This window comes from Erythrobacter sp. Dej080120_24, from assembly GCF_036322605.1.
Classification (GTDB): Bacteria; Pseudomonadota; Alphaproteobacteria; order Sphingomonadales; family Sphingomonadaceae; genus Erythrobacter; species Erythrobacter aurantius.
This window is the reverse complement of record NZ_AP027262.1, coordinates 805,716-827,805: the sequence shown is the minus strand read 5'-3', so window position 1 is coordinate 827,805 and position 22,090 is coordinate 805,716. Positions and strand designations below refer to the sequence as shown.

At 63.5% G+C, this 22,090-nt stretch carries 22 protein-coding genes; 15 read left to right on the top strand and 7 right to left on the bottom strand.

The window, feature by feature from the left end; genetic code table 11:
• Positions 1 to 106: 106 nt before the first annotated feature.
• Positions 107 to 1,204: a homoserine O-acetyltransferase MetX gene (metX, locus tag AABA34_RS04145; protein ID WP_338304687.1), complete on the top strand. Its 1,098-nt coding sequence runs from the start codon at positions 107 to 109 to the stop codon at positions 1,202 to 1,204.
• Positions 1,201 to 1,803: a methionine biosynthesis protein MetW gene (gene metW / locus AABA34_RS04140; protein WP_338304021.1), complete on the top strand. Its 603-nt coding sequence runs from the start codon at positions 1,201 to 1,203 to the stop codon at positions 1,801 to 1,803. Before metX ends, metW begins: the two co-directional genes overlap by 4 nt.
• Positions 1,804 to 1,812: 9 nt before the next feature.
• Here the strand turns inward: metW and AABA34_RS04135 are convergent, their stop codons facing one another.
• Positions 1,813 to 2,205, bottom strand: a complete 393-nt coding sequence (locus AABA34_RS04135; RefSeq protein ID WP_252259763.1) for a VOC family protein — start codon at positions 2,203 to 2,205, stop codon at positions 1,813 to 1,815.
• A gap of 119 nt (positions 2,206 to 2,324) precedes the next feature.
• On the opposite strand from AABA34_RS04135, the gene AABA34_RS04130 reads away from it, so the two are divergent.
• The 4 genes from AABA34_RS04130 to AABA34_RS04115 all read left to right on the top strand — a co-directional run bounded on the left by AABA34_RS04130 (position 2,325) and on the right by AABA34_RS04115 (position 6,439).
• Positions 2,325 to 2,735 (top strand): hypothetical protein, encoded by a 411-nt coding sequence (locus AABA34_RS04130; RefSeq protein WP_338304020.1) that lies wholly within the window; start codon positions 2,325 to 2,327, stop codon positions 2,733 to 2,735.
• A gap of 45 nt (positions 2,736 to 2,780) precedes the next feature.
• Positions 2,781 to 3,452: a glutathione S-transferase family protein gene (locus AABA34_RS04125; RefSeq protein WP_252259761.1), complete on the top strand. Its 672-nt coding sequence runs from the start codon at positions 2,781 to 2,783 to the stop codon at positions 3,450 to 3,452.
• Positions 3,453 to 3,666: 214 nt separating this feature from the next.
• Positions 3,667 to 4,086: a peptide-methionine (R)-S-oxide reductase MsrB gene (msrB, locus tag AABA34_RS04120; protein ID WP_338304019.1), complete on the top strand. Its 420-nt coding sequence runs from the start codon at positions 3,667 to 3,669 to the stop codon at positions 4,084 to 4,086.
• 130 nt (positions 4,087 to 4,216) lie between these two features.
• A complete protein-coding gene (locus AABA34_RS04115; RefSeq protein WP_338304018.1) occupies positions 4,217 to 6,439 on the top strand; it encodes a transglycosylase domain-containing protein in 2,223 nt (740 codons plus the stop codon).
• 81 nt (positions 6,440 to 6,520) lie between these two features.
• Here AABA34_RS04115 and AABA34_RS04110 read toward each other — a convergent pair whose 3' ends face one another.
• The 3 genes from AABA34_RS04110 to hflK form a co-directional block, all read right to left on the bottom strand.
• On the bottom strand, positions 6,521 to 8,050 hold the full coding sequence (locus AABA34_RS04110) for a Do family serine endopeptidase (RefSeq protein WP_338304017.1): 1,530 nt from the start codon (positions 8,048 to 8,050) through the stop codon (positions 6,521 to 6,523).
• A gap of 162 nt (positions 8,051 to 8,212) precedes the next feature.
• The gene (hflC, locus tag AABA34_RS04105) at positions 8,213 to 9,049 is read right to left on the bottom strand and encodes a protease modulator HflC (protein WP_252259757.1); all 837 of its coding nucleotides are present in this window, start codon (positions 9,047 to 9,049) and stop codon (positions 8,213 to 8,215) included.
• 2 nt (positions 9,050 to 9,051) lie between these two features.
• Complete coding sequence (hflK, locus tag AABA34_RS04100) at positions 9,052 to 10,242, bottom strand: protease modulator HflK (RefSeq protein WP_338304016.1); 1,191 nt, start codon at positions 10,240 to 10,242, stop codon at positions 9,052 to 9,054.
• Between the two features lie 75 nt (positions 10,243 to 10,317).
• Here hflK and AABA34_RS04095 point away from each other — a divergent pair, with 75 nt between their 5' ends.
• The 5 genes from AABA34_RS04095 to AABA34_RS04075 all read left to right on the top strand — a co-directional run bounded on the left by AABA34_RS04095 (position 10,318) and on the right by AABA34_RS04075 (position 16,758).
• A complete protein-coding gene (locus AABA34_RS04095; protein ID WP_338304015.1) occupies positions 10,318 to 11,319 on the top strand; it encodes an Mrp/NBP35 family ATP-binding protein in 1,002 nt (333 codons plus the stop codon).
• A 4-nt stretch (positions 11,320 to 11,323) separates the two neighbouring features.
• Positions 11,324 to 13,606, top strand: a complete 2,283-nt coding sequence (locus AABA34_RS04090; RefSeq protein WP_338304014.1) for a xanthine dehydrogenase family protein molybdopterin-binding subunit — start codon at positions 11,324 to 11,326, stop codon at positions 13,604 to 13,606.
• 91 nt (positions 13,607 to 13,697) lie between these two features.
• Entirely contained in the window at positions 13,698 to 14,744 is a 1,047-nt protein-coding gene (hemH, locus tag AABA34_RS04085; protein WP_338304013.1) for a ferrochelatase, read from the top strand.
• Between the two features lie 95 nt (positions 14,745 to 14,839).
• Positions 14,840 to 16,279 (top strand): cytochrome P450, encoded by a 1,440-nt coding sequence (locus AABA34_RS04080; protein ID WP_445083754.1) that lies wholly within the window; start codon positions 14,840 to 14,842, stop codon positions 16,277 to 16,279.
• Positions 16,280 to 16,320: 41 nt separating this feature from the next.
• Positions 16,321 to 16,758: a hypothetical protein gene (locus AABA34_RS04075; protein ID WP_338304012.1), complete on the top strand. Its 438-nt coding sequence runs from the start codon at positions 16,321 to 16,323 to the stop codon at positions 16,756 to 16,758.
• Positions 16,759 to 16,764: 6 nt separating this feature from the next.
• Here the strand turns inward: AABA34_RS04075 and AABA34_RS04070 are convergent, their stop codons facing one another.
• Complete coding sequence (locus tag AABA34_RS04070; RefSeq protein ID WP_084155881.1) at positions 16,765 to 16,935, bottom strand: DUF1674 domain-containing protein; 171 nt, start codon at positions 16,933 to 16,935, stop codon at positions 16,765 to 16,767.
• Positions 16,936 to 16,994: 59 nt separating this feature from the next.
• Between AABA34_RS04070 and AABA34_RS04065 the strand changes: the two genes are divergently transcribed.
• The gene (locus AABA34_RS04065) at positions 16,995 to 18,242 is read left to right on the top strand and encodes an RsmB/NOP family class I SAM-dependent RNA methyltransferase (protein WP_338304011.1); all 1,248 of its coding nucleotides are present in this window, start codon (positions 16,995 to 16,997) and stop codon (positions 18,240 to 18,242) included.
• Between the two features lie 12 nt (positions 18,243 to 18,254).
• Complete coding sequence (locus AABA34_RS04060) at positions 18,255 to 18,815, top strand: hypothetical protein (protein WP_338304010.1); 561 nt, start codon at positions 18,255 to 18,257, stop codon at positions 18,813 to 18,815.
• Here AABA34_RS04060 and AABA34_RS04055 read toward each other — a convergent pair.
• Positions 18,799 to 19,632, bottom strand: a complete 834-nt coding sequence (locus AABA34_RS04055; protein ID WP_338304009.1) for a hypothetical protein — start codon at positions 19,630 to 19,632, stop codon at positions 18,799 to 18,801. The two genes, AABA34_RS04060 and AABA34_RS04055, sit on opposite strands and share 17 nt — an antisense overlap.
• Before the next feature lie 9 nt (positions 19,633 to 19,641).
• Positions 19,642 to 20,187: a peptide-methionine (S)-S-oxide reductase MsrA gene (msrA, locus tag AABA34_RS04050; RefSeq protein ID WP_338304008.1), complete on the bottom strand. Its 546-nt coding sequence runs from the start codon at positions 20,185 to 20,187 to the stop codon at positions 19,642 to 19,644.
• 138 nt (positions 20,188 to 20,325) lie between these two features.
• Here msrA and AABA34_RS04045 point away from each other — a divergent pair, with 138 nt between their 5' ends.
• Positions 20,326 to 21,192 carry a class I SAM-dependent methyltransferase gene (locus AABA34_RS04045; protein ID WP_338304007.1) on the top strand — a complete coding sequence of 289 codons (867 nt, stop codon included), beginning with the start codon at positions 20,326 to 20,328 and terminating at the stop codon, positions 21,190 to 21,192.
• A 17-nt stretch (positions 21,193 to 21,209) separates the two neighbouring features.
• Positions 21,210 to 22,085 carry an N-carbamoylputrescine amidase gene (gene aguB, locus AABA34_RS04040; protein ID WP_338304006.1) on the top strand — a complete coding sequence of 292 codons (876 nt, stop codon included), beginning with the start codon at positions 21,210 to 21,212 and terminating at the stop codon, positions 22,083 to 22,085.
• The last annotated feature ends 5 nt before the right edge of the window (positions 22,086 to 22,090 follow it).

Genomic DNA, 22,090 nt, shown 5'->3' with positions numbered 1-22,090 from the left:
GAGAGCGGCGGAATAACGACAAAGGCGGCGCAAATACAGCCGGAAAAGCGCGGCAATGCGCAGCGCGATTGACACGGGCGCGGCCTTTCCCCACTTCGCCCGGCAAATGAACGCGCCATTCGCCTCGAAACTCTATGCCATTCCGCAGGCTCTCCCGCTCGACAGCGGGCAGGCGCTTGAAGGCGCGCAGATCGCTTACGAGACCTATGGCGATCTGGCCGCCGACAAATCAAACGCGATACTGATCTGCCACGCGTTGACCGGCGATCAATATGTCGCGAGCGAACATCCGATCACCGGCAAGCCGGGCTGGTGGGAACGAATGGTCGGCCCCGGCAAGCCGATCGACACGGACAGGTATTTCGTCATCTGCGCCAATGTCATCGGCAGTTGCATGGGATCGACCGGCCCGGCGAGCATTTCTCCTGACGGACAGCCTTACGCGATGCGGTTTCCCGTCATCACCATCCGCGACATGGTGCGCGGACTGGTGGCACTGCTCGACGGGCTCGGGATTGATCGGCTGCATGCGGTCGTGGGCGGCAGCATGGGCGGAATGCAGGCGCTGAGCCTCGCCGCTAACTGGCCGGATCGCGCCGCGCGGGTGCTGGTGATCGCTTCGACAGCGCGCCATTCCGCGCAGAACATCGCCTTTCACGAGGTCGGGCGGCAGGCGATCATGGCCGACCCGGCGTGGGCAGACGGGGATTACTACGCCTCTGACGCGCGACCCGACAACGGCCTCGCCGTGGCTCGGATGGCGGCGCATATCACCTATCTTTCCGAAGAAGGGCTGACCGAGAAATTCGGACGGCGACTGCAGGACAGGGACGCCAAGAGCTTCGGTTTCGACGCCGATTTCCAGGTCGAAAGCTATCTCAGATACCAGGGCAGCGGGTTTACCCAGCGGTTCGATGCCAATTCGTACCTCTACATTACGCGGGCGATGGATTATTTCGACCTGGCGGAGGAGCATGGCGGCAAGCTGGCGGACGCGTTTGCCGATAGCCGCGCGCGCTTCTGCCTCGTCAGCTTCGACACCGACTGGCTCTATCCGACCGCCGAAAGCCGCCACATCGTCCATGCCTTGAACGCGACGGGAGCCAAGGTCAGCTTCGTCGAGCTTTCCGCGCCGCACGGCCACGACAGCTTCCTGCTTGAGCACGAACAGCTCGATCGCGTGGTGAAGGGGTTTGTCGAATGACATCCCGGCCTTCCACCCTCCGCCCCGATCTCGCCGCCATCGCCGCGCATGTCGCGCCCGGCAGCCGGGTGCTTGATATCGGTTGCGGGGACGGCGCGTTGATGGCCGAACTGGAAAGCGCGAGCCGTTGCGACGCGCGGGGCATGGAATTGGATGGCGCACTGGTCGAACGCTGCGTCGCGCGCGGGCTTTCGGTGGTGCAGGGCGATGCCAATGTGGATCTGGCCGATTACCCTGACAAGGCGTTCGATTTCGCGGTGCTCAGCCAGACCTTGCAGACGGCGACGCGGCCCGATGCGATGCTCGACGAGTTGCTGCGGGTCGCGGACAAGGCCTTTGTCTCCTTCCCCAACTTCGCCCACTGGCGCACCCGTGCGGCCTTGATGTTCGGCGGGCGGATGCCCGTGACGCGCGCACTGCCTGTCAGCTGGTTCGAAACCCAGAACATCCACCACGTCACCGTCGAGGATTTCCGCGATCTTGCCCGCGCCAAGGGCGCCAAGATCGAACGCTCGTGGTTCTTCGCGAATGAGCGCGCCATTTCACCCCTCGGGGCAAACTGGCGCGCTGAATTCGCTGTGTTCGAGCTGAGCCGTTAGGCCGCCCGATCAGCCTTCGCGGTGGATGCCGCAGATCTTGTGGCCGTCCGGATCGAGGAAGTAGCACAGGTTCATCACGCCCATGCTGCCGGCGCGCGGGCCCGGCGGGTCTTCGATGCTGGTGCCGCCATTCGCCACCGCCACATCGTGAAGCTGCTTGACCTGTTCAAGGCTGTTGCACTTGAAGCCGATGGTCGAGCCATTGGCGGCAGTGGCGGGCTCTCCGTTGATCGGTTCGCTGATCGAGAACGTGCTGCCATCATGGATGTAGAACAGCCGCGTATGGCCGCTGGCCGCGACATTGACGAAGGGTTCGCCCGCACCCAGCACGCCAAGCACGGCGTTGTAGAAGGCCTTTGACCGCTCGATATCGTTCGAGCCGATCATCACGTGATTGAGCATTGCAGTTCTCTCCTCTTGAGGGTTGGTGTGAGGGAAGTAGGGGCACGCGCGGCTCTCCACAAGCGGACTTCTGAGAGTTTCGTAGCCACGGGTTCATCTGCCGCGCTATAGGGCACGGCATGATCATTTCGCTTTCCGCCGCGCTCGCCCTTGCGCTGCAATCCGCACCCGCCGCCGCGCCGCCTGCCAGCGGCGCCGAACCCCAATCCGCGCCGATTGCATCGCTCGACGAATTGCCGATCGAGCAGGCCACCGGGCCGCGCTGCGCCATCGCCTTCGCGCTGGTAAGCCGGTGGCAGAAATCTGGCGATCCGCGCGGTGCGGACTACGCCGATCTCGAAGCCGACGGGGGCCGCGAATTCTTCGTGCAAGCGATGGCCGTGCTGATGGATGCAACCGGGATGACGCGCGAGCAGGTGTCCGCGCTGACGTTTTACGAGGTCGGACAGCTCGACAATCCCGATGGTGAACAACGGCTTGCCGCGATGATGCCCGCCTGCCTGCTGCTGAAGCAGTCCGCCGGGCTTTAGCAACGCTGGATTCGCCCAGCGAATTCGGGCAATGGAAACGTCACGATGTGGCAGCTTTACCAATTCCCCCTGTGCCCCTTTTCGCGCAAGATCAGGCTCCTCATGGGCGAGAAGAACGTCGCCTATGAACTGGTGCGCGAAGACCCCTGGGCCGCTTCCGATCACTTCCACAATCTCAACGCCGCCGGAACAACGCCGGTGCTGGTCAATCAGGAAAAGGGCATTGTCCTGGCTGACAGCCGGGCGATTGCCGAATATCTCGAAGAGACGGTCGACAAGTCGCCGATGATCAACGGCACGGCGACGGGACGGGCCGAGATCCGCCGTCTGGTCGCGCTGTTCGACGAGAATTTCTACGCCGATGTCACCGCGCCGCTGCTGCTGGAGCGGATGAAGAAGCGGATCGTCTACAAACAGCCGCCCGACAGCCGCGCGCTGCGCAACGCGATGCGCATGGCGCATGGCCATCTCGATTACATGGACTGGCTGATCGACAACCGCCCGTGGCTCGCCGGATCGACCATGAGCATGGCCGATCTTGCCGCCGCCGCGCAGATCAGCGTCGCCGATTACCTCGGCGGGATCGACTGGACCGGGCACGAACAGACGCGCGGCTGGTATGCCGTGTTCAAGAGCCGCCCGAGCTTCCGCCCGCTGCTGTCCGAACGCATGGACGCGATCAAGCCGCCGGATCATTATGCGCAGGTCGATGCCTGAGGTGTTACAGTGAACCGGGTGTTTTGAAAATATTCGCGTTCTCTCCAAGCATCTGAAAAACAAATGGAAAGCCCGCGCAAGATGCTGGCGCGGTGTGACCTTTCGATCCGCCCTGCCAGATGCGCCAAAAAGAAGGGGTGAACGGAACATTCTCCCGGTCTAGTGGATTGCCCGAAAGTAGGAAAATGATCCGCCGCCACCGGAGAGAGAGCAGATGACCGACGATCCCCGCAGCCTGACCGAAGAAGAATGGCGCCAGCGCCTCAGCGCTGAGCAATTCCACATCCTGCGCGAAGCGGGGACGGAACGCGCCTTCACCGGCAAATACGACAAGTTCTACGAAGACGGCGAATACATGTGCGCCGCCTGCGGCACCCGCCTGTTCATCAGCGCGGCGAAGTACAACAGCGGCTGCGGCTGGCCCGCCTTCACCCGCCCCGCCGATGACGACACGATCGAGGAACGGCGCGACACTTCATATGGCATGATCCGCACCGAAGTGCTTTGCGGCAATTGCGGCGGCCATCTGGGCCATGTGTTCCCCGACGGACCTCCGGCGGAAGGCGGCCTGCGTTATTGCATCAATTCGGCCGCGCTCGAATTTGCCCCCGAAACCGGATCGGACGGTTCCTAGCGGCGCCGGATGGACCGCGGGGCAGGCTTGATGGGGACATTGTGCAAGCGCTTGTTCACGCGGGGTTAGAACTCGCCTATGCATGGGCAGTCCTCTTGCAGGATGCGCAATTCAGGTACCACAGCAATCAATGTCTAAACGAGGCGACAGCCTTCAGAACAAGGGCAAACGTGGCTCGCGCCGCGCCGCAGCCGAACGCGCCGCCAGCGCGAACGGGACGGGCAAGATGAAGCTGGCCCGTGACGCGAGCGGCGCCCGAGGCCCCTCCGGCCCGCAATCACCCTTGTGGAAATGGACAAAACGGCTGGCGATCTGGGGCACGGCGGCGGCGGTGCTGGGCGCGATATTCCTCGCCTTTGCTGTGGGCTTTGCCGCGCAATCGATCCCCAGCTTCTACCAGTTGAAGGCGACCCAGACCGGGCAAACCATTCTGGTGCGCGCCCGCGACGGAACGGAAATCGTCGAAATCGGGCCAAGCTTTGGCGAATGGCTGGAGCATGACGAAATCCCGCTGAACATGCGCAACGCGATGATCGCGGTGGAGGACAAGCGGTTCCATTCGCATTTCGGGGTCGATCCGATCCGCACCACCGGGGCCATCGTCGAAGGCTTCATGGGCACGCGTTCGCGCGTCGGCGGCACCTCCACCATCACGCAGCAGCTGGCCCGCAACCTGTTCCTGTCATCCAACCGCACGGTTGACCGCAAGGCGCGCGAGGCGGTGCTGGCGATGGCGCTCGAATGGAAATTCTCGAAGGAGCAGATCCTCGAGCTGTATCTCAACAAGGTCTATTTCGGCGGCGGCGCCTATGGCGTGGACAGCGCCAGCCGCAAGTTCTTCAGCCATCCGGGGACCGAGCTGTCGGTGGCCGAAGCCTCGATCATCGCCGGGCTGGTAAAGGCACCCAGCCGTTATTCCCCCACCGCCGATGTGCAGGCCGCAGTGGATCGCGCACAGGTGGTGCTGCGGCTGATGCAAGAACAGGGCTATATCACGCAGGAACAGGCATCGGTCGATGTCGATACGGTCGAATTGAAGCAGCAATCGGGTCAGAATTCGGTGCGCTATTTCACCGACTGGGCGCTGCCGCAGCTCGACATCCTCCTGCCCGAAACGAATGCCCCGCTCGAAGTGTGGACCACGCTCGACATCGGGATGCAGCGCGCCGCGACCGCTTCGATTGACGCCAATACGCCCAGCGGTTCGCAGGGTGCGCTTGTCAGTATAGACCGCGACGGCGCGATCCTCGCGCTGGTTGGCGGCACCGATTACGTCGAGACCAATTTCAACCGCGCCACCAATGCGCTGCGCCAGCCGGGGTCTTCGTGGAAGCTGTTCGTGTTCCTCGCCGCGCTGGAAGCGGGCTACACCCCCGATGACAGGGTGGTGGACACCCCGGTGACGATTGACGGATGGAGCCCGCGCAATTCCAACGGGCGCAATGTCGGCGAAACCGATCTGCGCACCGCCTTTGCCTATTCGATCAACACAGTCGCAGCGCAGCTGGGCAATGAAGTCGGCTTTGGCACGGTCGCGTCGATGGCGCGGCGGTTCGGCATCAGCACCCCGGTATCGACCTTCCCGTCGATGGTGCTGGGTTCGTCCGAGGTGCGCCTCCTTGAAATGACCCGCGCCTTTGCCGCGATCTCCGCCGGGGGCAAGGGGGTGGAACCTTATGGCATCACCAAGGTGGTGACTGCCGATGGCGAAACGATCTACGAACGCGAGGCCCCGCGCGAATCCCAGCTGGTGCCCGAATATGTCGTCGCCGGGATCACCGATCTGTTGCAGGCGGCGGTGCAGACCGGAACGGGCCGCGCGGCCCAGATCGGGCGGCCGGTGGCGGGCAAGACAGGGACGACTTCTTCGAACAAGGATGGCTGGTTCGTCGGCTTTTCGAGCGGGATCACCACCGGCGTATGGATGGGCCGGGACGATGCCAAGGCCGTGCCCGGATTGCAGGGCGGACGCGCTCCCGCGCAGGCCTTTGCCGCCTATATGCGCTATGCGGTGAAGGATCGGGCGGTGGTGGAATTCAACACCGAACTGAACCTGCCCGAATGGCAATTGGAACCCGATGAAGAGGCGCTTTTCGGCGATCCCGACGATTATTACTTCATCGACGAACAGGGCAATCTGATCGAGCCGGGCCGGCGCGAGGTGCCTCGCGGAGGCGGGAATGCGCCTTTCGACGTGCAGGGCGAACGCGGCGGTGGCGGGCTTGTCCCGGTGGAGGAACCGCCCAAGGCGGTGAGCGACGATTTCCTCGAACAGGCGATCGGTGCGCCGGTCGGTGGTGATCCGCCCCCACGCCAGCCGCCCCGCCCACGGCCCTCGTCCAGCCCGCCATAGGTTTGACGGAATGGCCTAAGAAAAAGGCCCCGGAGCAAATCGCTCCGGGGCCTTTTCTCTTGTGCCTTGTGGCCGTCGCTATCAGCGCAGACGCACCGGGACGAAGCGCGGCGGCGCGCCACGACGCTGGATCCGCAGGAGTACGGCGTCGCGCCCTTCTTCCTGCGCTGCATTGATCTGTTCGCGCAGGGCAGCGATGGTGGTGACTTCCTGATAGTTCGCAGACAGCAGGATGTCGCCGCGCCGCAGCCCCTTGGCCGCGGAGTCCGAATTGGGATCGACCGCGCCGATCACCAGCCCCTTGGTATCGGCAGGCACTCCAAGGCTGCGGGCGATCTGCGCGTTCATTTCGATCACCTGCAGGCCCAGCTTTTCGGCGATCACATCGTCCATCTGCTCCGGGTTCATCGGCTCTTCGGCGTCCGGATCGAAGGTTTGCGCCTGCTGCGCCAGCTCGGCCTCGCTCGGGCGCTTGCCCAGCGTGGTGTTGATCGTCAGGCGCCGGCCTTCGCGCAGCACTTCGACAGGCACGCTTTCGCCCGGCGCGAGATTGGCGACAAGGAAGGAAACCGTCTGGTCAGACGAAACTTCGCGGCCATTGACCGACACGATGATGTCGCCCGCCTTGAGCCCTGCGCGCTGTGCCGGGCTGTCTTCGGTCACGACCTGGACGATTTCGCCACGATTGCGCTGAAGCCCCAGCGAAGCGGCAAGATCATCGTTCATCGGCTGCAGGTTCACACCCAGATAGCCGCGCTCGATTTCCTGGCCCTTGCGCAGTTGCTCGACGATCGGAGCGGCGATTTCGGCGGGGATGGCAAAGCCGATGCCCACGCTGCCGCCCGAAGGCGAGAAGATCGCGTTGTTGATGCCGATCACATTGCCGCGCATGTCGAACAGCGGACCGCCGGAGTTGCCGCGGTTGATGCTGGCGTCGGTCTGGATGTAGCGATCATAGGCACCGCCCTGGCCGGTGTTGCGATAAACCGCCGAAACGATCCCCGAAGTCACCGTGCCGCCAAGGCCGAAGGGGTTGCCGATCGCAACCACCCATTCACCCACGCGGGTCTGGCTCGAATCGCCGAACTCGACAAACGGGAAGGTGTCGTTCGACTTGATCTTCAACACCGCAAGGTCCGATGCGGCATCGGCGCCGACCAGATCGGCTTCGTATTCGGTGCCGTCGGGCATGGTGATGGTGATTTCTTCAAGCCGCGCGCGATTGTCGGGCGACACCACGTGATTGTTCGTCACCACATAGCCGTCAGCCGAAATGATGAAGCCCGAACCCAGCGACTGCGCCTCGCGCCGTTGCGGCTGGTTGCCGCCGCCGCGCCGGTTGAACAGTTCGGCAAAGGGAGTGCCGGCAAACGGATTGCGGTTGACCTCTACCGATTGGCGGGTCGCGATGTTGACCACCGCAGGCTGCAATTGCTCGGTAAGGTCGGCAAAGCTCGCAGGCGCGCCTTCGACGGGAACGACCCGGTTCATGACCGCATCGTCGTTCTGGGCGACCTGCGCACCGGCGGGATAGCCGGTCATCAGCGAAACCGCTGCGCCTCCGACCAGAAGCGCGCTCGTCAGTCCATAAACATAACGCACGTTGTTCACGTCCTCTCGTTCCTTCCATGTCTGAACGCCCGCAAGGGGGCATTCGATTGTGTATCAGCTACGCCGCCATAATGGGGCCAGACGCACTGAACGCTGATTGAACACACGTGTAATCGGTGGACCGGTATCAACGGTTCGTCCGATTGGCGTGTGTCACGCGGATCACCGCACCCCGCGGAACTGGCGCAGATACTCATTGTCGGGCGACAGGATGATCGCGCTGTCACCACGGCCTTCCCCGCGCGCAAAGCTTTGTTCGTAGCTCTGCATTGCGCGGTAGAAATCGTAGAAGCCCGGATCCACGCCAAAGCTGTCGGCATAGATCTTGGCTGCCTCTGCATCGGCCTCTGCCCGGATGATCCGTGCATCGCGATCACCGGCGGCACGGATCGTGCGGGCTTCGCGCTGGCGATCGGATTCCATCCGTTCAAACGCGGATTCGAGCGGGCGGCCTTCGGGAAGGTCGGTGCGCTTGATCTGCACGTCGATCACCTCGGCCCCGTATTGCCGCGCCTCGCGGTCGAGATTGCGGCGAACCGTGGCCAGCGCCGTGCCGCGTTCGGCGGTCAGCATGTTGGCAAAGGTGCGGCGGCCCAGCTCCTGTCGCAGGGTGGAGTTGAGGATCGGCTCAAGCGCGACGCGCACGCCATCGGTCGTGCCGGCGCGTTCGATCATCCGCTTGGGATCGACAATCCGGAACCGCGCATAGGCGTTCACGAGCAGACGCTGCTGATCGTTCGACAGGACTTCCTCGTCCGTCATTTCCAGATCGAGCACACGCTTTTCGATCCGGCTGATCGATTCGATCAACGGGATGCGGAAATACAGGCCAGCCGGGTAATCGCTGCCCGGACGATTGACGATGCGGACCGGTTCACCCGTGCGCACAACGACGACCTGCTCTTCCTCGTTCACGACATAGGCGCTCATGAAGAAGCCGAGCACTAGCAATCCGACGGCGATGATCGGCAGGCGGTAATTGTTCCAGAGGTTTTCCATGTTCACTGCCCTCCCCGCCGTGCCGGTTGCGCTTCAGCCGCCGGAGCCGGTGGCGGAGCCGGATTGGCCGCCCTGCGGCGCAATTCGGGAAGCGGGAGATACGGGGTTACGCCCTGCGCTTCGACAATCGTCTTGTCGGTCTGCGCCAGCACGCGCTCCATTGTTTCGTAATACAGGCGCTGGCGGGTCACACCCGGCGCGAGACGATATTGTTCATAGACTTTGGTGAAGGCTTCGGCTTCACCTTCGGCCTGCGCCAGCACCTGCTGGGCATAGCCGCGGGCCTGGTTGCGCGCCCGGTCTGCGTTCTGTTCGGCCACCGATACATCGCGGAATGCATCCACCACCGTTGCCGGGGGGTCAGCCTTGGCGATTTCGACACCGACGACCTGCACGCCCGCACCATAACCGTCGAGCGCTTCCTGCATCCGTTCGCGCACGGCCTGCTGGATTTCAGCGCGCCCTTGCCCGGTGAAGGTTTCATCGAGCGTCTTTTCCGCGACCGAAGCACGCATTGCTGCCTCGGCGACTTCGTTCACGGTCTCTTCGGGCTGTTCCAGCCGATATTTGAAATCGCGCAGATCCTTGATCCGCCAGCGCACGATGTAGCTGAGATCGACGAGGTTCTGATCGCCCGTCAGGATCAGCTTTTCACCCGAACCCGCCGGAATCTGCACGGCGCGCACGCCTTCGACATCTTCGATTGAAACGGTTTCGATCGGATACGGCCCGGTGAAATGCAAACCCTGATCCAGCGTGCGTGTGTATTTGCCCAGCGTCTTGACCGTGGCGTTTTCACCCGGCTCGACCAGATGCACGCCCGTAGCCAGATACCACAGCGCAACGACGCCCGCGAGCAGGATCGGGGTCCAGCTCCCACCGCCGGGGCGTTCGGGGACGCGGAAACCGCCGCCACCACCGCCACCTGCGCGGCGCGGCCCTTCGGGTCCGCGATTCTTGAAGATGTCTTCGATGCTGGCGGATCGGCGTCCGCCCGGCTTCTGGCTGCCACCACCGCCCGGCAACCACGGGTTGCGCGGGCCATCGCCGCCGTCGGAGCCTGATCCTTCGCCTGTGGGCGTATCATCGCCACCAGAAGAATCGTCGCCTCCGCCATTCGAAGGCTTGCCCCAAGGATTCTTGCCAGCCATCGCCAGCCCGAAATTCTGTCTGAAACCGTCCAACATTCGCATATGACCCTTATAGGAATGCAAATTGCGGAAAAACAGGGGTTGGCGCGGTGAATTTGCTGCTAGAGGGCACGCGTTATGAACAAGGATGACAATTCCCCTTTGAGCGCGGCCGAGGCCGAGGCGCTGATCCGGTCGAAACTGCCCGTCGAAATCCACGGCCGCCTGCGTTCGGCGCGGATCACGGAAAGGCGCGCGGTTGTGGTGGCCGAAGCGGGTGATCTGGGCGCAAAGGCGCGGCAGGAACTCGAAGGGCTGATCGAGCAATCGCTGATCGCGCTGGACGAAGTTGACGAAGTGCGCGTCGCGCTGATCGCGGATCGCCGCCGCCGGATGATCATTGCGGTGGGATCGGGCAAGGGCGGCGTGGGGAAATCCACGCTCACCACCAATCTCGCGGTGGCGCTGGCGCGGATGGGGCGCAAGGTCGGCGTGATCGACGGCGATATCTACGGTCCGTCACAGCCGCGCCTGCTGGCAACCGAGCGCCTCAAGCCCATGAGCGAAGGCGACAAGCTGGTTCCGGTGGAAAGCCCGCACGGGGTGAAGGTGCTGTCGATGGGCAATGTTGTCCCTCCCGGAAAGGCGCTGGCATGGCGCGGGCCGATGGCGGGCAAGGCGCTGGGCCAGCTGGTCGATGCGGCATGGGACGATACCGAACTGCTGCTGATCGACCTGCCGCCGGGTACGGGCGACGTGCAGATTTCCATGATGGCCGACAGCAAACCCGATGGCGCGGTGCTGGTATCGACGCCGCAAGACCTCGCACTGCTGGATGCGGCGCGCGCCGGGCAATTGTTCGAGGATGGCGACGTGCCGATCATCGGGCTGGTCGAAAACATGGCCGGATACGCCTGCCCGCATTGCGGCGAAGTGAGCGATCCTTTCGGTCAGGGCGGGGTCGAACGCTTTGCCGAGGCACTGGAAATTCCCTTCCTTGGCCGTGTGCCGCTGACCATGGAAACCCGCATCGCCGGTGACGCGGGCAAGCCTCCGGCAGCGGGCGACGGCGAAGGGGCCGCACCGTTCCTTGCGATCGCGGAAAAGCTGGATCGCTGGATCAAGACCGGAAAGCTCTGAACCGATGGAGATCACACGCCGGGGTTTGGTGACGGGGGCCGCTGTTGGCGGCGGCCTGCTGGTGGCGTGGTGGTTCCTGCCGCGCAGCTATCCCAACCCGCTGGCTCCGGCGCAGGGCGAACATCTGTTCGACGCGTGGATCAAGATTGCCGAGGATGGTGTCGTCACCGTGGCGGTGCCGCAGCTGGAAATGGGGCAAGGCATCACCACGCTGTTGCCGCAGATCGTGGCGCAGGAACTGGGCGCGGACTGGCGGCAAGTCGCGGTTGAGCCGGCTCCGGTCGCGGCGGCCTATGCCAATGTTCCGCTGGCGCGGCGCTGGGCCGATCTGTGGGAGCCTGTGGCCGCCGGCCTGTCGGATGATTTCGACGAGATGCAGGCGGAACGCTTTGCCCGCTCCAGCCGGTTTGCCGCCACCGCCGACGGCACTTCGATTGCCGCCTATGAAATGCCGTGCCGCGAAGCCGCGGCGGCAGCACGTGCGATGCTGGCAGAGGAAGCCGCGTCGCGCTGGGGAGCGAACTGGGAAGAATGCGAGGTCGAAAACGGCATCGTGCGCTGGGGCGATAACAGCGCGACTTTCGGCGAACTGGCCGAAGGTGCAGCCACGCGTTCAGCACCCGATCCCGCGCCGATCCGGCCCGAACCGCCGCGCGCCGACCTGACGGCCCCGGCAAGCGAGGGCGGTGCCGCCGCACCCGATTTCCCGCGCATCGACCTGCCGTCAAAGGTCGACGGCAGCTTCACCTTCGCCAGCGATGTGCGCCTGCCCGGCATGGTCTTTGCCGCGATCCGTCACGGCCCCAACAACGGCAGCGAGCTGACCGGCTTCAATGCAGAGGCAGCGAAGGGGATACGCGGCATCGTCGGCGCGGTAAAAACCAAGCGCTGGCTCGCAGTTGCGGCGACGACATGGTGGAGCGCGCAGGCCGCGCTCGACGCGATGGAGCCGCAATTCACCACCGCCTTCCCCGTCGACACCAGCGATATCGACGCGCGGATGGACACGCTGTTGAAAGGCGGAGACAGCTTCAAGATCGCCGAAACCGGCTTTGGCGAAGAGGCGATGACACGGGTCGACATCGCGCGCCGTTACGAAGTCGAACCTGCACCCGCCGCATCGCTCGAAACCGCCAGCGCGGCGGCGCGCTATGCCGACGGGCGGCTCGAACTGTGGATCGCAACGCAGGCCCCCGAACAGGCGCGGCGCGCAGCGGCCCGCGCTGTCGGTCTGCCGCCGGAAGACGTGGTGCTTTACCCCATGCCCGCAGGCGGCAGCTTCGATGCGCGGCTTGAACACGATCACGCGATCGAGATCGCCCATATCGCCAAGGAACTGGAACGCCCGGTGCAGCTGACATGGGCGCGGCGCGAGGAGATGATCCACACCCGCCCGCGTGCACCCTATTACATGCTGCTGGGCGCGCAGCTTTCCGAAGGCGGGAACGGCGCAATCGACGCACTCAAATGGCGGATCGCCACACCGCCTTCGAACAGGGAATTCGGCGAGCGCCTGTTCGGCAATCTGACGGCCTGGGCCGCCATCCGCGAATCCGCCGGAAAGAGCGACGCGCTCGCGTGCGAGGGGGCGGTTCCAGCCTATGAACTGCCCAGCGTCACCGTGCGGCACATCCCGGTCGAAACCGGCCAGCCCACCGGGCGGGTGCGCGGCAATTCGCATGTGCCGACAGCGTTCGCGATGGAAAGCTTTATCGACGAAATCGCCAGCCAGCACAGCCGCGAGCCTTTGTCGTTCCGCATGTCTATGCTGGGCAGCGACATCCGCATGGCCGCCTGCCTGCAACGCGCCGCCTCGCTGGCGCAGTGGGATGGCGGGGCGGATCGCAGCGGTCAGGGCATCGCCTGCCATCGCATCGGCGACGCTGAAACCGGCGGCCGCATCGCCTGTGTCGCCACCGCAAGGCCCGGCGAAGGCGGCGTGCGCGTCACCCGGCTTTCTGCCGCAGTCGATATCGGACGGGTGATCAACCCCGACATCGCCCGCCAGCAGATCGAAGGCGGTCTGCTGTTCGGCCTCGGCATCGCGCTGGGCAATGCGCTCAAGATGCGCGGCGGCCTGCCCGAAGCCTTCGCCTATGCCGATCTCGGCCTGCCGACACTGGCCGAATGTCCCGAGATCGAGGTTGCGTTGGTGGAAAGCTCTGCTCCTCCGGCAGACCCCGGTGAACTGGGTGTGGCGGTGTGTCCTCCGGCGATTGCCAATGCGCTGTTTTCGGCGACAGGCTTGCGGCTGCGCCGTCTGCCCCTACTTTCAAGCGGTCTATGATCCCGATGACTCTCCCCTCGCCCGTCCGTGGCCGTAACTGTCGCCTGCACAAGGTGGGGATACACCTGGGCATTCACGCGTTGAGCGCAGCATGACCTGGCAAGCGCAACGCCTCCCCAATGATCACCCACCGGTAAACAGCGGCTCCATCGGCGTCCTGCTGGTCAATCTCGGCACGCCCGACGCGCCCGATCCGGGTTCGGTCAAACGCTATCTCAAGCAGTTCCTGTCCGATCCGCGAGTCATCGAAATCCCTGCAATCGCGTGGCAGCCGATCCTTCGCGGCATCATCCTCAACACCCGCCCGCAGAAAAGCGCGGCGGCCTATTCCAAGATCTGGACCGAGCGGGGATCGCCGCTTGCCGATATCACAGCGCGACAGGCAGAGGCCATCGCGGCGGAAATGGGCGGTGAGAGCGGGGTCGATATCGTCGTCGATTACGCCATGCGTTATGGCCAGCCATCGATTGAAAAGCGTCTGGGCGAACTCACCGAGAAGGGTTGCGACCGGATCCTGATCGCGCCGATGTATCCGCAATATTGCGCCGCCACCACCGCGACCGTTTTTGACGAAGTCGCGCGGGTCATGGGGCAGATGCGGTGGCAACCCGCGCTGCGGTTCCTGCCGCCCTATCACGACGACAACCTCTATCTCGAAGCGCTGGCCGACGATCTGACCCGGCAGGTGCGCGCGCTCGATTTTGCGCCGGAAGTGATGCTGCTGAGCTTCCACGGAATGCCGATGCGCACGCTCGAAAAGGGCGATCCCTATCACTGCCATTGCCACAAGAGCGCGCGCCTGCTGCGCGAACGGCTGGTGCAGCGCTCCGAATTCGCCAATGTCCGGTTCGAAACCACTTTCCAGTCGCGTTTCGGCCCGGCGCAATGGCTTGAACCGGCGACTGACGACACGCTGATTGCCGAAGGCGAAAAGGGCACGAAACGCCTGGTGGTTGCCGCACCCGGCTTTGCCGCCGATTGCGTCGAAACGCTGGAGGAACTCGCGCTCGAAGGGCGTGACGAATTCATCGAGGCAGGCGGCGAAAACTACGCCGTGCTCGATTGTCTCAACGTCTCATCCAGCGGCGTGCAGATGCTGGAAAAGATGATCCGCCGGGAACTGTCCGGCTGGATCTGATCGACGAGCGGAGTTGGCGGCCTATTTACACTGTGGTAAGTTGCAAATAGCAAACGTATCGTTGAGCCGACCGATAGCGCGATAGAGAGGATCCGATGGCAACCCTGGCCCAGCCTGAAAACGCACCCGCCCCCAAGCCTGCAAAGGCTGAAAAGCCGATGACGGCCAATCCGTTTCGCCATTGGAGCGACGGCGTGCCGACCGAAGCGGAGCTGGCGCATATTCCGGGCGAAGGCGGCTGGCCGATTGTCGGCAACACCTTCAAGCAGTTGGCCAACCCCCACGCCTTCACCAAGCGGATGATCGAAACCTATGGCAAGGTTTACAAGACCTACGCCTTTGGCGGGTGGAACGTCGCGCTGATGGGGGCCGAAGCCAATGAGATGGTGCTGTTCAACAAGGACAAGATCTTCTCGTCCGAACAGGGTTGGGGCCCGGTGCTGGACCAGCTGTTTCCGCGCGGGCTGATGCTGATGGATTTCGACCATCACCGGATCGATCGCCGCGCGCTATCGATCGCGTTCAAGCCGGGGCCGATGCAGCATTATTCGGGCGCGCTGAACAGCGGGATCGCGCGCGAGGTTGCCGGGTGGGAAGGCCAGATGGAATTCTACCCCGCGATCAAGAAGCTGACGCTCGATCTCGCCGCCGACAGCTTCCTTGGCATTCCGTGGGGGCCGGAGGCGGACCGGATCAACACCGCTTTTGTCGACATGGTTCAGGCGTCGGTCGCCCCGATCCGCCAACCGCTTCCCTTCACGAAAATGAAGAAGGGCGTCGATGGCCGCAAATACATGATCGAATACCTGACCCGCGAAACCAACCGGCGCCGAGCCGAAGGCGGCGGGCAGGACATGTTCAGCCAGTTCGCCACCGCCACCCGCGAAGACGGATCGATGCTGCCGGTGGACGAGGTGGTCGATCACATGAGCTTCCTGATGATGGCGGCGCATGACACCATCACCTCCAGCGCGACATCGCTAATCTATTACCTCGCGACCAATCCCGAATGGCAGGAAAAGCTGCGCGAGGAAGTGTTTGCCGTGACGGGCGGGCCTGACGGGGACGGCAAGCCGCGCCCGCTGTCTTACGATGATCTCGCCAACCTCGACCTTACCGAAATGGCGTTCAAGGAAGCGCTGCGGATGATCCCGCCGGTGCCGTCCATGCCGCGCCGTGCGCTGCGCGAATTCGAATACGAAGGCTATCGTATCCCGGCCGGGCAGATGGTCGGCATCAACATCTACTGGACCCACCATTCGGAAGAATACTGGGACGATCCCTTCACCTTCGACCCGATGCGCTTCACGCCGGACAAGGTGAAGGCGCGCCACAAATACGCATGGGTTCCGTTCGGCGGCGGCGCGCATATGTGCCTTGGCCTGCACTTTGCTTACATGCAGGTGAAGATCCTGCTGGCGCAGCTGCTGCAACGTTACCGCATCGAAGCCGAAGCCGGGTACAAGCCCGACTGGCAGGACTGGCCGATCCCGCAGCCCAAAGACGGGCTGAAGGTGGAGTTCGTGAAACTCTGATGTTCAGAGGCTGCTAATCGGCATGGTGCAATGGTCTGGCAATGGATCGCCTTTGCCAGAAATTCGCCTTCACCTTTTGCCTTGCCGGGCTGGCTGCCGCTGGTCTTGCCGCGCAAACGCCAGGCAATGATGCCGAGGTGATCGAGGGGCGCTGCACTTATTCGGAAGAACTCGCCCCGCTGCTTGAACAGGGGCATGTGTTTGTCGAATGCGACCGGTTGGAAATCCGCCGGGGCGGGTCGGAGGCAGAAATCGCCTTCACATACCCTTCGCGGCTGAGGTCGGTCGAATTTCGAGGCGGTTTTACCCGCGCCGACCGGTTCGAAATATCCGCCATTCGCCTGCGCTCGCAGAATGAATGGACCGAGGCGGAAGGTCAGTGCGAATTCGGGCCGCTCGGCCGTGAACGGACAAAAGTCACTTGTCTTGTGAAGGATGGCCCGCGCTTCTTCCTCGTGAATTTCATCCACGATTCCTGAGGTTTGTCAGAAATCCCAGGCGATGCCATCCTTTTCCCAGTCGCCATAGCGGGTGGGCGAAAGATCGCGCGGTTCGTCTTTCAGCGGATCGACCTTCTTCGGCGCGGGCGGCGGATCATTGGTCCAGTGCGCGGGCTTCTTGAAGGTCTTCGCGGCTTCGGATTTTTCTTTCGTCATACGGGGATATCAATGCGCGTGCTGGCGCTTGGTTTCAACTGCCGCTAACCGCAAGTGCAATGGCCCAACCCACAGGAATTCACGCGCGCCGCGCCGCGCTCAAAATGCTCGACGCGGTGCTGCGCCGGGGCGAGACGCTGGAGCAAGCCGCGCCGGGCGCGCTGCGCGACGTGCGCGACGCCAATGACAAGGCGCTGGCGCGGGCGATCACGGGTGAGACGCTGCGCTGGTTGACCGACATCGATGCCCTGATTGACAGCGCGACGAAGCAGCGCCTGCCCGACGATGCCAAGCCGCGCGCCGTATTGCGGATGATGCTGGCACAAGCCCTGCGGCTGGAAACGCCTGCGCATGCGGTGATCGCCACGGGTCTGCCGCTGCTTGCCGGAGGGCCGCGGAGGCTGGCGCACGGGGTATTCTCGACCTTGACGAAACAGTCGGCGAGCTTGCCCGAGGCGCCAAGCCTGCCCGATGCCGTGTGCGGACGCTGGGGCGAAATGGCTGGCCGCATCGCACCCGGCCTCGCCTTTCCGCCCGAAGTCGATCTGCACGTCAAAGAGGCAGCGCAAACCGCGCAGTGGCAGGCACAGCTTGGCGGGATCAGCCTTGCCCCCGGCCATGTCCGCGTCCCGCGCGGCACCGCGGTCGAAAGCCTCGAAGGGTTCAAGGACGGCGCCTGGTGGGTGCAGGATCTCGCCGCGCAATTGCCGAGCCACCTCTTGGGCGAGGGCGCGGGCAAAAGCGCGCTCGATCTGTGCGCCGCGCCGGGCGGCAAGACGATGGCGCTGGCAGCAGCGGGGTGGAAGGTGACCGCGCTCGACATTTCGAAGCGGCGGCTGGATGTGCTGAAGGACAATCTCAAGCGCACCGGATTGCAAGCCTCACCCGTGCGCGCCGATGCCCTGACTTGGGAGTCGAAGCACCAGTTCGACGCGATCCTTTTGGACGCGCCCTGCACCGCGACCGGCACCTGCCGACGCCACCCTGACGTGCTCCACCGCATCGGCCCGCGCCAGATCGCCGAAATGGTCGAAATCCAGCGCGCCCTGATCGAACGGGCGGCGGGCTTGCTGAAACCCGGCGGCACGCTGGTTTATGCGGTGTGCTCGCTTGAACGCGAGGAAGGCGAGGATCAAGCCGCGTGGATCGGCGCGAACTGTGGCCTTGCGCCTGCACCGATCACACCGGAAGAACTCCCCGACGGCATCGCGCCCACGCCCGAAGGCTGGCTGCGGACCGATCCGGGGATGCTGGCGGATGAAGGCGGACTCGACGGCTTCTTCGTCGGGCGGTGGGTAAGAGAATGAAGAAAGCCCCATATGCCTGATCGTATCGACAAAACTGTCTTCATCATTGGCCTTACGCTCTATCTGGCGGGGCAGATCTGGATCGTGACCACCGGTTCGATGACCAAGGATGAAGTGCCGATTGATTACATCCACTGGCTGATGTTCCTTGGCGCAGCATTGCTGATCCCCTTTGCCGCGCGCCTGCCGCGCCGGGGCCTGGCACTGATCGCGGGTCCGGCGATGATAACCGGGTCGATCCTCATCATCGGCATGTGCATGATCGACTTTGTCCTGTGGAGCTTTCCCCAGCCGGAATTGCGCTCTGCCGTGGTCGGCGAGCTGATGAACACCGGTCCCGTATGGAAACCGTTTATCGAATGGGCCGGGCGGGTTTTCACGGTAGCGCTGGCGCTGGTCGGGCTGTGCCACTGGCACCGCTCGAAGATTGGCGTTGGACTGGTTCTAATTGGCGCTGTTGTAATCAGCGCCTGGGGGATTGGATCAAACCCCTATGGCTATGCCACGATGATCGTGGGTTTCCTTGTCTGCTTCTGGCCGGATGCGCTGAAACGCTTCACCAGCGCAAGGTGATCTGCGCGCAAGTCTTGCCCAATTGCTCAATATCATAGGCGATGTGGCTTTCCGCATTGTCGCGAATGTTGAGCCGCATCGGAGTGCCCAGTTCGACATAGCGGTTCAGCGTCATCGTGCCGCTTGTCTCAATATCCGTGCGGCCCTTGACGAGGAACGTGGCCTGTCGTGCGATTTCGTGGAAATGGGTTGAGTTCACATGGTCGCCCGAACCGCCGATCAGGGGGTTGCCGGGCGGAAAGCCGTTCGCCGCAGTAACCAGCGCCTCGACGTGATCCGCGCCTGCCGCGATCGGCGCGACAAGTGCACGCTCATCCTTCGTCAAGCCAAGCGCTTGCGGCGTGGCATAGGTGAAACTGGTTGACGATTCGCCCTGCCCAGCTTGATCCTGCCGGGCCTGCGCCTTTGCATCCGCGCGCCATGCTTCAAAATTGCGGTTGCGAAAGATCACGCCGCGCCCCCTGATGGTCACAACTGTTGCCCCTGCCTCGTTATACAGGACCACCTCGTAGGATGGGTTTTCGCTTGTCTCGTCGCGGCGGTAAGTCCCGCGCACGGCATGGCCATCGTCGCCGCTTCCCAGTTGCCAATCGATCCAGGTCAGCGCGCTCCACTGCGTCGCCTCCATCCCCTGCAGCGCGATCGAGGCGCCCACCGCCGTCCAGAAAGCCTGCGTCTGAACGACAACCGGATGATGCGGCGGCAGTGTCAGCCACGCATTAGCGGCCTTGTCCTGCGAGCAGGCAAAGGTAACGGACCCGTCGGCCTGCACCTCGATAGAACTGCAATAGGGGTTGGCTGTGTAATTGGGAGCCATGGCCCAACCTCAAGCCTTCACATACTTCTGGAAGCTCTTCCTGAGTTTCATGATCTTGGGCGGGATCACTGCGAGGCAGTATGGGTTGCGCTGGCCTTCGCCTTCCCAGTATTCCTGATGGTAATCCTCCGCCGGAAACCACGGCTTGGTCTGCTCGTCGCCGATCAGGCCTTCGATCGTGGTCACGGCCATCTTGCCGTTTTCGGCATTCCAGCGCCCGATCGCCTTTTCCGCCTCTTCGCCCTGTTCCGCGTTCAGCGGGAAGATCGCGCTGCGATACTGCGTGCCGATGTCATTGCCCTGACGATTGAGCTGCGTCGGATCATGCGTGCCTAGGAACACGTCGTAAATCTCGGCAAGGGTGATCACCGAAGGATCGAATGTCACCCGTATGCCTTCGGCATGGCCGGTCGCACCGGTGCACACTTCCTTGTAGGTGGGATTTTCCTTGGTCCCGCCGATATATCCGCTTTCCACTTCGCTTACGCCGATGACGTCGCGGAACACCGCTTCGGTGCACCAGAAACATCCGCCTGCGATGATTGCCTGTTCCATGCCGGGTAATTCTCCTTCGCTTGCACGCGACATAGGAACCGTCGGGCAATTTCGCGAGTCCTGTTCGCATGGCTTGTGTTGCCCGCTCCACAGCCTAGAACCGCGGGTATTCACAGTTTTGAAGAGAGGACCGACCCGATGAAACTCCCCTTGCTTGCACCGATGGCCGCGCTGGCCGCCGGCACCGCCCTTTTCACCGTCGCCGCACCTGCGCTTGCCGATGCGCATATGGAAGCCGCAGCGCCGACGCTCGAAGAAGTGCTCGCGCATGAACGCCGCGATGGTGACCGGGCGCGCGACCAATATCGCCACCCGGCGGAAACGCTCGCCTTCTTCGGTGTCGAACCGGGCATGACCGTGGCCGAATTCAGCCCCGGCGGCGGCTGGTACACCCGCGTGCTGGCGCCGCTGCTGATGCCTGCCGGCAAATACATCGCCTTCAACACCGACAGCGACGCCGAAACCTATCCCAGCCGTGAACGCGAAGTGCGCGCCAAGGCCTGGACCGAGACGTTCAAGAACACTGTCGCTGCAGGAATGGGCGTCGAAGCCTCTGCCGTGACCGCATTCGAAATCGACGAAATGCCCGAAGATGTCGCCGGCACGGTGGACCGGGTTCTGATCTTCCGCTCGATGCACGGGCTCAACATCGGCAACAATGCCGATACCGTGTTGAAAGCGGCTCGCGTGATGCTGAAAGATGACGGCATGGTCGGCGTGGTTCAGCACCGCGCACCCGAAGGCGCAAGCTATGACGATTACGGCGAGCGCCAGCGCGGCTACATGCGCAAGCAGGACGTGATCGCGATTTTCGAAGCCAACGGTTTCGAACTGGCCGGTGAAAGCGAAGTGAACGCCAACCCCAATGATCCCGCCAACTGGCCGAACGGCGTGTGGACGCTTCCCCCTGTACTGGCCACCGGCGCGAACGATCCGAAACGCAGCGAATACATGGCGATCGGCGAAAGCGACCGCATGACGCTGCTGTTCAAGAAGGCAGACTGAGCTTAAAGGGCGGCGTCATGAGCAAACTCACTGTCGCCGCCCTCCAGCTCGCGCTTGGCCGCGAGGACGAAGCCGAAAACATCGCCGCCGTTGCCGCTCTGGTCGAACAGGCAGCCGCACGCGGGGCGAAGCTGATCCTCCCGCCGGAACTGTTTTCCGGCCCCTATTTCTGCCGCGAAGAGGACGAGGCGCTGTTCGCGCTCGCTCGCCCCACCGCCGAGCACCCCAGCGTGATCGCGATGCAGGCGCTGGCGGCGCGGCTCAATGTCGCGATCCCGACCAGCTTTTTCGAACGCGACGGCCACCACTATTACAACACCCTCGCGATGATCGGCCCTGACGGCGCGATCATGGGCACTTACCGCAAGAGCCACATTCCCGACGGGCCGGGGTATGAAGAGAAATATTATTTCCGCCCCGGAAACGACGGGTTCAAGGTGTGGGACATTGACGGCGACGACGGAAAGCCGGTGCGCATCGGCGTCGGCATTTGCTGGGATCAATGGTATCCCGAATGCGCGCGGGTGATGGCTCTGATGGGCGCGGAAGCACTGCTGTATCCCACCGCCATCGGCTCCGAACCCTATGACGCCGATCTCGACACCAGCCGGATGTGGCGCCGCGCGATGGTGGGCCATTCGGTGTCGAACTGCATGCCCGTGATCGCCGCGAACCGGATTGGGGCCGAAGGGCCGCAGGGTGAGCAAAGTTTCTACGGCCATTCCTTCATCAGCGACGAATGGGGCGATCTCGTCGAAAGCTTTGGTGCGGATGAGGAAGGCGTTCTGGTCGCGACGCTCGATCTGGCGCGCGCAGCCACGCACCGCGCAGGGATGGGCTTCTTCCGTGATCGCCGCCCGCAGCTTTACGGCCGGATCGCCGAGGATATCTGAACGCC